The sequence below is a fragment of the Pseudomonas soli genome, from assembly GCF_021283165.2.
Lineage (GTDB): Bacteria > Pseudomonadota > Gammaproteobacteria > Pseudomonadales > Pseudomonadaceae > Aquipseudomonas > Aquipseudomonas soli.
On the sequence record NZ_CP128543.1, the window covers coordinates 1348601 to 1359590 of the forward strand.

Annotated in this window: 12 protein-coding genes; 7 read left to right on the plus strand and 5 right to left on the minus strand. The window is 64.4% G+C overall.

Going from position 1 to position 10990, the window contains the following annotated elements; translation table 11 throughout:
• Positions 1–21 precede the first annotated feature (21 nt).
• The 6 genes from lepA to pdxJ all read left to right on the plus strand — a co-directional run bounded on the left by lepA (position 22) and on the right by pdxJ (position 6030).
• Complete coding sequence (gene lepA / locus LU688_RS06150) at positions 22–1821, plus strand: translation elongation factor 4 (RefSeq protein WP_038705563.1); 1800 nt, start codon at positions 22–24, stop codon at positions 1819–1821.
• 5 nt (positions 1822–1826) lie between these two features.
• Positions 1827–2681: a signal peptidase I gene (lepB, locus tag LU688_RS06155; RefSeq protein ID WP_094010125.1), complete on the plus strand. Its 855-nt coding sequence runs from the start codon at positions 1827–1829 to the stop codon at positions 2679–2681.
• Between the two features lie 160 nt (positions 2682–2841).
• Positions 2842–3531 (plus strand): ribonuclease III, encoded by a 690-nt coding sequence (gene rnc / locus LU688_RS06160; RefSeq protein WP_023630413.1) that lies wholly within the window; start codon positions 2842–2844, stop codon positions 3529–3531.
• Positions 3524–4426, plus strand: coding sequence for a GTPase Era (gene era, locus LU688_RS06165; protein ID WP_031315023.1), 903 nt, complete (start codon positions 3524–3526; stop codon positions 4424–4426). Before rnc ends, era begins: the two co-directional genes overlap by 8 nt.
• Before the next feature lie 135 nt (positions 4427–4561).
• Complete coding sequence (recO, locus tag LU688_RS06170; protein WP_104444404.1) at positions 4562–5245, plus strand: DNA repair protein RecO; 684 nt, start codon at positions 4562–4564, stop codon at positions 5243–5245.
• A gap of 62 nt (positions 5246–5307) precedes the next feature.
• Positions 5308–6030 carry a pyridoxine 5'-phosphate synthase gene (pdxJ, locus tag LU688_RS06175; RefSeq protein WP_201754923.1) on the plus strand — a complete coding sequence of 241 codons (723 nt, stop codon included), beginning with the start codon at positions 5308–5310 and terminating at the stop codon, positions 6028–6030.
• A 128-nt stretch (positions 6031–6158) separates the two neighbouring features.
• Here the strand turns inward: pdxJ and LU688_RS06180 are convergent, their stop codons facing one another.
• Together LU688_RS06180 and LU688_RS06185 are read right to left on the minus strand one after the other, a co-directional pair.
• Positions 6159–7544, minus strand: coding sequence for a heavy metal sensor histidine kinase (locus LU688_RS06180; protein ID WP_094010123.1), 1386 nt, complete (start codon positions 7542–7544; stop codon positions 6159–6161).
• Positions 7541–8215: a heavy metal response regulator transcription factor gene (locus tag LU688_RS06185; protein WP_023631995.1), complete on the minus strand. Its 675-nt coding sequence runs from the start codon at positions 8213–8215 to the stop codon at positions 7541–7543. The genes LU688_RS06180 and LU688_RS06185 overlap by 4 nt, the downstream gene beginning before the upstream one ends.
• Positions 8216–8491: 276 nt before the next feature.
• Here LU688_RS06185 and LU688_RS06190 point away from each other — a divergent pair, with 276 nt between their 5' ends.
• Positions 8492–8695, plus strand: a complete 204-nt coding sequence (locus LU688_RS06190; protein ID WP_094010122.1) for a hypothetical protein — start codon at positions 8492–8494, stop codon at positions 8693–8695.
• 70 nt (positions 8696–8765) lie between these two features.
• Here LU688_RS06190 and cmoB read toward each other — a convergent pair whose 3' ends face one another.
• The 3 genes from cmoB to LU688_RS06205 all read right to left on the minus strand — a co-directional run bounded on the left by cmoB (position 8766) and on the right by LU688_RS06205 (position 10944).
• The gene (gene cmoB, locus LU688_RS06195; protein WP_038705566.1) at positions 8766–9722 is read right to left on the minus strand and encodes a tRNA 5-methoxyuridine(34)/uridine 5-oxyacetic acid(34) synthase CmoB; all 957 of its coding nucleotides are present in this window, start codon (positions 9720–9722) and stop codon (positions 8766–8768) included.
• Complete coding sequence (gene cmoA / locus LU688_RS06200) at positions 9719–10462, minus strand: carboxy-S-adenosyl-L-methionine synthase CmoA (protein ID WP_094010121.1); 744 nt, start codon at positions 10460–10462, stop codon at positions 9719–9721. The genes cmoB and cmoA overlap by 4 nt, the downstream gene beginning before the upstream one ends.
• Positions 10463–10551: 89 nt before the next feature.
• Positions 10552–10944, minus strand: coding sequence for a protease inhibitor I42 family protein (locus LU688_RS06205; RefSeq protein WP_023631860.1), 393 nt, complete (start codon positions 10942–10944; stop codon positions 10552–10554).
• Positions 10945–10990: the final 46 nt, after the last annotated feature.

Genomic DNA, 10990 nt, shown 5'->3' on the forward strand with positions numbered 1-10990 from the left:
AGCCTTTTCGAGTGTTGACCCGTGAGTGATTTGAGTCATATCCGCAATTTCTCCATCATCGCCCACATCGACCATGGCAAGTCGACGCTGGCCGACCGTTTCATCCAGATGTGCGGTGGCCTGTCGGCGCGCGAAATGGAAGCCCAGGTCCTCGACTCCATGGACCTGGAGCGCGAACGCGGTATCACCATCAAGGCCCACAGCGTCACGCTGCACTACAAGGCGCAGGATGGTAAAACCTACCAGCTGAACTTCATCGACACCCCCGGCCATGTCGACTTCACCTATGAAGTCTCGCGCTCGCTGGCGGCGTGCGAGGGCGCGCTGCTGGTGGTCGATGCCGGCCAGGGCGTCGAGGCGCAGTCGGTGGCCAACTGCTACACCGCCATCGAGCAGGGCCTGGAAGTCATGCCCGTGCTGAACAAGATGGACCTGCCCCAGGCTGACCCGGACCGCGTCAAGGACGAGATCGAGAAGATCATCGGCATCGACGCTACCGACGCCGTGGCGTGCAGTGCCAAGAGCGGCATGGGCGTCGACGAGGTGCTCGAGCGCCTGGTACATACCATTCCCGCACCGACCGGTGAGATCGATGCACCGCTGCAGGCACTGATCATCGACTCCTGGTTCGACAACTACCTGGGCGTGGTCTCGCTGGTGCGTGTGCGCCAGGGCCGCGTGAAGAAAGGCGACAAGATCCTGGTCAAGTCCACCGGCAAGGTGCACCTGGTCGACAGCGTCGGCGTGTTCACCCCGAAACACACCCAGACCGCCGATCTGAAAGCCGGTGAAGTGGGCTTCATCATCGCCAGCATCAAGGACATTCACGGCGCGCCGGTCGGTGACACCCTGACCCTGTCCAGCACCCCGGAAGTCGAAATGCTGGCGGGCTTCAAGAAGATCCAGCCGCAGGTCTACGCGGGCCTGTTCCCGGTCAGCTCCGACGATTTCGAGGACTTCCGCGACGCCCTGCAGAAGCTGACCCTGAACGACTCGTCGCTGCAATACATGCCGGAAAGCTCCGACGCCCTGGGCTTCGGCTTCCGTTGCGGCTTCCTCGGCATGCTGCACATGGAGATCATCCAGGAGCGCCTGGAGCGCGAATACGACCTGGACCTGATCACCACCGCGCCAAGCGTGATCTACGAGCTCGAGCTCAAGACCGGCGAGACCATCGTCGTCGACAACCCATCGAAGCTGCCGGACGTCTCGTCCGTCACCGACTTCCGCGAACCGATCGTCACCGCGACCATCCTGGTTCCGCAGGAGCACCTGGGCAACGTCATCACCCTGTGCATCGAGAAGCGTGGCGTGCAGCGCGACATGCAGTTCCTCGGCAGCCAGGTGCAGGTGCGCTACGACATGCCGATGAACGAAGTGGTCCTGGACTTCTTCGACCGGCTCAAGTCCACCAGCCGCGGCTACGCGTCGCTGGACTACCATTTCGACCGCTACCAGTCGGCCAACCTGGTCAAGCTGGACGTGCTGATCAACGGCGACAAGGTCGATGCCCTGGCCCTGATCGTGCACCGCGACAACGCCGCCTACAAAGGCCGTGCGTTGACCGAAAAGATGAAGGAACTGATCCCTCGGCAGATGTTCGACGTGGCGATCCAGGCAGCTATCGGCGGCCAGATCATCGCGCGGACAACCGTCAAGGCGCTCAGAAAGAACGTACTGGCTAAGTGCTACGGCGGTGACGTCAGCCGTAAGAAGAAGCTGCTGGAGAAGCAGAAGGCCGGTAAGAAACGCATGAAGCAGGTGGGTAACGTGGAAATTCCACAGGAAGCCTTCCTCGCTGTGCTCAGGTTGGATAGCTAGGTCCTATGTCGCTAAATTTCCCGCTGTTGCTCGTCATCGCCGTTGCCGTCTGCGGTCTGTTGGGTCTGCTCGACCTGCTGTTCCTGGCCCCGCGCCGGCGTGCGGCGATCGCCAACTACCAGGGCAGCGTCAGCCAACCCGAAATGGCCGTGGTCGAACGCCTGAACAAGGAACCGTTGCTGGTTGAGTACGGCAAGTCGTTCTTCCCGGTGCTGTTCATCGTGCTGGTGCTGCGCTCCTTCCTGGTCGAGCCGTTCCAGATCCCGTCGGGGTCGATGAAGCCGACGCTGGAAGTGGGCGACTTCATCCTGGTGAACAAGTTCTCCTACGGCATTCGCCTGCCGGTGATCGACAAGAAGGTCATCGAGGTGGGTGATCCGCAGCGCGGGGATGTGATGGTGTTCCGCTACCCGAGCGACCCCAACGTCAACTACATCAAGCGTGTGGTCGGCCTGCCGGGCGATGTGATCCGCTACACCGCCGACAAGCGCCTGTTCGTCAATGGCCAGGCGATTGCCGAGCAGTTGGTCGGCAGCGAGCCGGGCACCCTGGGCAGCGCCGAGCTGTACAAGGAGAAGCTCGGTGAAGCCGAGCACCTGATCCGCAAGGAAATGACCCGCTACCGCATGCCGCCGGACCAGCAATGGAGCGTGCCGGCCGGTCACTACTTCATGATGGGTGACAACCGCGACAACTCCAACGACAGCCGTTTCTGGGATGATCCGAACATTCCCAAGGAACTGCACGGCATGGTTCCGGACCGGAACATCGTCGGCAAGGCCTTCGCGGTCTGGATGAGCTGGCCAGAGCCGAAACTCAGCCACTTCCCGAACCTGTCGCGGGTCGGGCTGATCCATTGAGTAACGACGGCGCTGTCCACGGACGGCGCCGATTGCATTTCTGACATAGGCTGTGTTCTCAGGGAGCGAGGCTTTCGCCGTTGCCGGCGTCTGACCACAGTCAAACCGTCTTTCAGGATGTTGATTTGAACAACGCGTTGAACATTGCCGGGGTGGCCCCATGAGTGGTTCCCTTGCACGCCTGGAGCGCAAGCTCGGCTACACCTTCAAGAACCAGGACCAGATGCTGCTGGCCCTGACCCATCGCAGCTACGCCGGGCGCAATAACGAGCGCCTGGAGTTCCTTGGCGATGCCATCCTCAACTTCGTGGTCGGCGAGGCGCTGTTCGAGCGCTTCCCGCAGGCGCGTGAAGGCCAGTTGTCGCGTCTTCGCGCCCGTCTGGTCAAGGGCGAGACCCTGGCGCGGCTGGCCCGCGGCTTCGACCTGGGCGAATACCTGCGCCTGGGCTCGGGTGAGTTGAAAAGCGGTGGTTTTCGTCGCGAGTCGATTCTTGCCGACGCCCTCGAGGCCCTGATCGGTGCGATCTACCAGGACGCCGACATGCAGACCGCGCGCGAGCGAATCCTCGCCTGGCTGACCGACGAGTTCGATGGCCTGACCCTGGTCGACACCAACAAGGACCCCAAGACGCGCCTGCAGGAGTTCCTGCAGTCGCGTGCCTGCGAGTTGCCACGTTACGAAGTGGTGGATATCCAGGGCGAACCGCACTGCCGGACCTTCTTCGTCGAATGCGAAGTGGTCCTGCTGAACAAGAAAAGCCGCGGCCAGGGCGTGAGCCGGCGTATCGCCGAGCAGGTCGCCGCCGCCGCCGCATTGATCGCCCTGGGCGTGGAGAATGGCAATGACTGAGAATACTTCGACCCGCTGCGGCTATGTTGCCATTGTCGGTCGCCCCAACGTGGGCAAGTCCACGCTGCTCAACCACATCCTCGGTCAGAAGCTGGCGATCACCTCGCGCAAGCCGCAGACCACCCGTCACAACATGCTCGGGATCAAGACCGAGGGTGACGTGCAGGCGATCTACGTCGACACCCCCGGCATGCACAAGGCCAACGACAAGGCGCTGAACCGCTACATGAACCGCAACGCCTCGGCAGCCCTGAAGGATGTCGACGTGGTGATCTTCGTGGTCGACCGCACCAAGTGGACCGACGAAGACCAGTTGGTGCTGGAGCGCGTGCAGTACGTGACCGGCCCGCTGATCATCGCGGTCAACAAAACCGACCGCATGGAAGAGAAGGCCGAGCTGATCCCGCACCTGCAGTGGCTGCAAGAGCAGCTGCCGAACGCCGAGGTGATGCCGATTTCCGCGCAGCAGGGGCACAACCTCGAAGCGCTGGAAGCACAGATCGCCAAGCACCTGCCCGAGAACGATCACTTCTTCCCGGAAGACCAGATCACCGACCGTAGCAGCCGTTTCCTTGCCGCCGAGCTGGTGCGCGAGAAGATCATGCGTCAGCTCGGTGCCGAGCTGCCGTACCAGATCACCGTGGAGATCGAGGAGTTCAAGCAGCAGGGCCATGTGCTGCACATCCATGCGTTGATCCTGGTTGAACGCGACGGGCAGAAGAAGATCATCATTGGCGACAAGGGCGAGCGCATCAAGCGCATTGGCTCCGAGGCGCGCAAGGACATGGAAGTGCTGTTCGACTCCAAGGTCATGCTCAACCTGTGGGTCAAGGTCAAAGGCGGCTGGTCCGACGACGAGCGCGCCCTGCGCTCGCTGGGCTACGGAGACCTGTAATCCGCCGACCGGACCCGTACCTCTTGTGGGAGCGGTGATGCGGCGGCCCGACTTTCCCCGCGACAGCTATCGCGGGGCAATTCGGGCCGCCGCATCGCCGCTCCCACAGTCATTTATGACGTTGAGAAATCGCTGATGGACCGACCCACCCCCCATCCGGCCTACGTGCTGCACAGCCGCGCCTACAAGGAAACCAGTGCGCTGGTGGACTTTCTTACCCCGCAAGGCAAGGTACGCGCCGTGCTGCGCCGGGCGCGGGGCAAGGGCGGCAGCCTGGTGCGACCGTTCGTGCCGCTGGAGGTGGAGCTGCGCGGGCGCGGCGAGTTGAAGAACGTCGGCCGCCTGGATGCCGTCGGCATTGCCGCCTGGTTGCACGGTGACGCGCTGTTCAGCGGGCTGTACCTCAACGAGCTGCTGATGCGCCTGCTGCCCGCCGAGGCGCCGCACCCGGCACTGTTCGAGCACTACACCCTGACTTTGCAGGCCCTGGCCGCCGGGCGTGCGCTGGAGCCGCTGTTGCGCTCCTTCGAATGGCGCCTGCTGGATGAGCTAGGTTACGCCTTCTCGCTTGAACATGACGTCAACGACAGCCCTGTGGTCGCCGAAGGCCTTTATCGCCTGCAGGTGGACGCCGGCCTCGAGCGGGTCGAACTGTTCCAGCCTGGGTTGTTCAAGGGCGGCGAACTGCTGGCCCTGGCCCAGGCCGACTGGGAGGCGCCCGGTGCCTTGCTCGCCGCCAAGCGCCTGATGCGCCAGGCACTGGCGGTCCACCTCGGGCCCAAGCCATTGGTCAGCCGGGAACTGTTTCGCAAGCGCTGAGCAGCACGTATGCTGTGGCCCTCAACTTTCAGGAGTGCCCCTTCGTGACTCACAGCAACCGCATGCTTCTCGGTGTCAATATCGACCACGTGGCGACCCTGCGCCAGGCCCGGGGCACCCGCTATCCGGATCCGGTCAAGGCCGCCCTGGACGCCGAGGAAGCGGGTGCCGACGGCATCACCGTGCACCTGCGCGAAGACCGCCGGCACATCCAGGAGCGCGATGTGCTGCTGCTCAAGGACGTGCTGCAGACCCGCATGAACTTCGAGATGGGCGTCACCGAAGAGATGATGGCCTTCGCCGAGAAGATCCGCCCGGCGCATATCTGCCTGGTGCCGGAAACCCGTCAGGAACTGACCACCGAAGGCGGCCTCGACGTCGCTGGCCAGGAGGCGCGGATCAAGGCGGCGGTCGAGCGCCTGTCGCGCACCGGTGCCGAGGTGTCGCTGTTCATCGATGCCGACGAGCGGCAGATCGAGGCCTCGCGCCGTGTCGGCGCCCCGGCCATCGAGTTGCACACCGGCCGTTACGCCGATGCCGAGACGCCGTCCGAAGTCGCCGAGGAGCTCAAGCGCATCGTCGATGGCGTAGCGTTTGGTGTTGGCCAGGGCCTGATCGTCAATGCCGGGCATGGCCTGCATTACCACAACGTCGAGGCCGTGGCCGCGATCAAGGGCATCAACGAGCTGAACATCGGCCATGCGCTGGTGGCCCATGCGCTGTTCGTCGGCTTCAAGGCCGCGGTGGCCGAGATGAAAGCGCTGATCGTCGCCGCTTCGCGGTGATTTTCTGACCGTCTGCACCGGCCTCATCGCCGGCAAGCCGGCTCCCACAGGTACTGCGCAGCACTCAAGGCCAGTGCGATCCATGTGGGAGCCGGCTTGCCGGCGATGAGGCCGTTGGCATCAACCACTTACTCCGCTCGAAATACCAGAGTGAAGCGGGTAGGGCCCAAAGGGCTGCTCCTGACCTCGATCCGCCCCCCATGCAATTGCATGATCGACTTGACGATCGCCAACCCCAGCCCGGTGCCACCCTCCAGCCGTGAACGCCCGGCCCCGGCCCGGTAAAAGCGTTCGAACAGGTGCGGCAGGTGGGTCTCCTCTATCCCTCTGCCCTGGTTCTGCACCCACACGGCAATCTCGTTGCCCAGCCGCTCGATGCCTACGGCAACCGGCTCGCCCTCCGGTGCATGGCGAATCGCATTGCTCAGCAGGTTGGATAGCGCCCGCTGGAACATCAACCGGTCCGCCAGGGCCGTGCCCCAGCCTTGCAGGTGCAGGGAGATGCCCTTGAGCTCGGCACTGAAGGCGAACAGTTCACTCACCCGCGCCACTTCGTCGGCCAACGTCAGGGGCGCCAGGGCAACCTGGGTCTGCGGCTGGCTGACCTGGGCGAGGAACAGCATGTCGTTGATGATGCGGTTGAGGCGGGTCAGCTCCTCGACGCTGTCTTCGAGGGCTTCGCGGTACTTGTCGCCGTCACGCTCACGGGCCAGGGTCACCTGGGCCTTGCCCATCAGGTTGCCGATGGGCGTGCGCAGCTCGTGGGCCAGGTCGTCGGAGAACTGCGATAGCTGGCGCACACCTTGGTCGAGCCGGTCGAGCATGATGTTGATGGCGCGCGCGAGGTCGGCCAGCTCGCTGGGCAGGCCCTCATCAGGCAGCCGGTGAGTAAGGTCCTGTGCCGAAACCTGCCCGGCGATCCGGCGGAAGTGCCGCAACGGACGCAGGCCGCGCTGCACCAGCTTCCAGGCGGCGATGCCGATCAGCACCAGCAGCAACGGCAGGGCCAGTAGCGTCGAGTGCAGATAGGCTTGCAGCAGGCTGTTGTCGTCGCTGCGGTTGAGCGACATCAACACCTTGACCGGGGTGTCGTCGCGCAGGCGCATCAAGCGGCTGGCGGTGAGGATCTGATTGTCGCCGTCGTCGCGCCAGGCATGGAAGGTCAGCCGCTCGTCCGCTTCCAGGTTCAGCAAATGCTGGGACTGCATGGCCGGGCCCAGGCTGAGCAGTGCCGGATGACGGCCATTGATGGCGATCACACTGAGGCTGAGGTTGTCGTGGCCCATGACCAGATCGAGCAATGGGTGGGCGCGGGCGCCCAGGTCGTCGCTTCGCAGGTCTACGCGCAGGTTGTGCTCGACTTGCTGCATCTTGCGCGTCAGGTCCTTGCGCGCCCGGCTATCCAGTTCGTGGTCCAGGGCAAATACCGCCAGGCACGCCAGCAGCAGCACCAGCGCCGCGCCCAGCAGGGTGACGCCCAGGCCCAGGCGCAACGACAGGCTGGGGCGCTTCACGTCCGCGCCTCTAGCACATAGCCGACGCCGCGCAGGGTGTGGATCAGCTTGTCGTCGAAGGGGTCGTCGATCTTCGCCCGCAGGCGGCGGATCGATACCTCCACCACGTTGGTGTCGCAGTCGAAGTTCATGTCCCACACCAGCGAGATGATCTGGGTGCGTGACAGCACCTCGCCGCTCTGGCGCATCAACAGGTGCAGCAGGGCGAACTCCTTGGCGGTCAGGTCGATGCGCTGGCCGCCGCGCCAGGCGCGGTGGCGGCCCGGATCGAGTTCGAGGTCGGCGACCTTCAAGGTGCTCGGCTGCAGGCGCTGGTCGTTGCGCCGCAGCAGGCTGCGGATACGCGCCAGCAGCTCGGGGAATTCGAACGGCTTCAGCAGGTAGTCGTCTGCGCCCAGGTCCAGCCCCTTGACGCGATCGGCGAGACGGCCGTGGGCGGTGAGCATCATGATCCGCGTGGAGGATTCGGCGCGCAGGCGCTGCAGCACGCCCCAACCATCGAGCCCGGGCAGGTTGACGTCAAGGATCACCAGATCGTAGGGCTGCTGGCGGGCCAAGTGCAGACCATCGGTGCCGCTGGAGGCGCAGTCGACCACATACCCGTTCTCGCGCAGGCCCTGTTGCAGGTAGTCGGCGGTGCGTGGTTCGTCCTCGATGATCAGTAGGCGCATGGTCGGGCTCTGTGTGGAAAGGGGGCGATTCTCGACCCTGTAGTGACATCAGGGTCAAGCGGCGGGAATGTTACTGGATGCGAATGGCGAAAAGAGGAGGATTGCTGATTTGTAATCTGTGGGTCATATGCGCGACAGGCTTGTCGCAATCGCGGGGCAAGCCCGCTCCCACGCGGTACGGCGGGGATTTCAGGACTGTAATGTCTGCCTCACCTTGGCGTTAGCTCCCGCTTGCGATGATGGCCCTGTCGAAACGGTTATCACGAGGCAAGCACGATGAGCCTGACCAAGTACCTGCTGCTGGCGATCCTCGCCCTGGGCAGCACCAGCATTTTCGCCGAGGGTGGCGGGGAGCGTTCGAAGCAATTCTGGCAAGCCTTCCGCGAGGATCAGGCGCGTTTGCACGGCGACAAGCAGCAAGCTGTGGCCGAGCGCGAGCGCAAGGCAGAAGAGAAGGCCCGCGAGCTGGCCAAGGATTGAGCACCACACGCCTGCGCCGCCACAGCTCCTCGGCGCAGGTGAGCCTCGGCGCCCTAGCGGGCGCCTTTTTTTATTTGCGCGCCAGCAATGTGGCGCGGCGTGGTGCCGGCAGGCCTTCGATGGTCCTGCCGTGGTCGTTCGGGTCGAGGAAGTCGCCCAGTGACTGATAGCGCATCCACTCGGTGCTGCGTTGTTCCTCGACGCTGGTGACGCTGACATCGACACAGCGCACATCGCTGAAACCGGCGCGGCGCAGCCAGCGCTCCAGGGCCGGCACCGACGGCAGGAACCATACGTTGCGCATCTGCGCGTAGCGGTCCTCGGGTACCAGCACCTGGTTTTCGTCGCCCTCGATCACCAGGGTTTCCAGCACCAGCTCGCCACCCTTGACCAGGCAATCCTTGAGCGCCAGCAGGTGCTCGATGGGCGAGCGGCGGTGGTAGAACACGCCCATGGAGAACACGGTGTCGAAACCTTCGAGGTTGGCCGGCAGCTCTTCGAGGGCGAACGGCAGGTGCCACGCCGGCAAGTCCGGCAGGTATTGCTGCACGGCCTGGAACTGGCAGAAGAACAACCAGTTGGGGTCGACGCCGATGACCATGTCGGCGCCGGCGCCGAGCATGCGCCACTGGTAGTAGCCGTTGCCGCACCCCACGTCGAGTACGCGCTTGCCCTTGAGGTCCAGGTGCGGGCCGACCCGCGACCATTTCCAGTCCGAGCGCCATTCGGTATCGACATGCACGCCGAACAGGTCGAACGGGCCCTTGCGCCAGGGCGACAGGCCCATCAGCGCCTGGCGCATCTGCGCGCGGGTGGCGTCGTCGCAGTCGCAGTCCAGGCGCAGGCCGTCGACCAGGTCGACTTCGCTCGGGGTCAGCTGCGGCAGTGCGTCGAGGGCGCCGCGCCAGCGATCGAGGTCGCCGTGGCCTTTTTCCAGCTTGCTCTCGAGTTGCGCCTGCAGGCCTTGGGACCAGGTGGCAAGGGGGGTGCCCGCCAGGCGGCGGACAAGGGGGGACAGATCGATCATGGCAGGGCTATCAGCGAGGCGAAGTTGAGGCATTGGAACCAGGGCACGACCTTGGAGAAGCCGGCGGCGCGCAGGCGCGCTTCATGGGTTTCCAGGGTGTCGGGTTTCATCACGTTCTCGATGGCGCTGCGCTTCTGGGCGATTTCCAGTTCGCTGTAGCCATTGGCACGCTTGAAGTCCAGGTGCAGTTCGTTGAGCAGTTCCTGCTCCTGGGCGTCGGTGAAGCGCAGTTTCTCCGAGAGAATCAACGCGCCGCCCGGCAAAAGTGCCTGGCGGATGCGGGCAAGCAGGTCCAGGCGCTGTTCGGGAGCGACGAACTGCAGGGTGAAGTTCATCGCCACCACAGAGGCCGGCTCGAAGGGCAGGGCGAGAATATCGGCCTCCAGCACCTGCACCGGCAGCAACTCCTGGAACATCGAGTCCTGGGCGGTGAGGTACTGGCGGCAGCGCTCGACCATGGCCGCGGAGTTATCCACCGCGATCACCCGGCAGCCGTCCGCGCGCACGTGGCGACGCAGCGCCTGGGTCACCGCGCCCAGCGAGGCGCCGAGGTCGTACAGTGCGGAGCCCGGCTGGGCGAAGCGCGCGGCCAGCACGCCGAGGTTCTCGACGATGGTCGGGTAACCGGGCACCGAACGCTTGATCATGTCCGGGAACACCTGCACCACGTCTTCGTTGAAGACGAAGTCGGGCACCTGCTCCAGGGGTTGGGCGAATAGGCGGTCGGGTTGTTTGCTCACGGTGGGTCCAGGCGGCTGGCAATCTACAGGGGCGGCATTCTAGCCAAACCACGGCAAGCTTGCATGACTGGCTGACCGGCGCCGTTCGCTCAGTTGACCCGAATGGCGCAATCGAAGGTCTGTACCGGACGTACTTCCGGGGCCCAGGGCTGCTGGTAGACCAGGATCAGATGGCCCTCGCCGGCGGCCTTGGCCTGGAAGCGCCAGCTGGACAGGCCACCGCTGCCGACGATGCCAGCTTGCTCCGGAGAACTGTATACCTCGGGGCCAAGGCTGCGCAGGATCTCCGAAGCCGGGTTCTGCAGCAGCCAGCGGTAGCCGGTGGTGGGGTTGCTGGGCAGGGTGAGGGTCAGGGTCTGGCCGACCTGCAGGCGCTTTGGGCATTCGCTTTCGCCGTCCAGTTCGACGGTGCGTTGCGGTTGCTGGGCGCAAGCGGTGAGCAGGGCCAGGGCGGCGGGAACGAGCAGGCGAGGGAGGGTCATGTTGGCTCCTGAAGCTGGAATGGCCTGAGGATAACCGAAGCTGTCG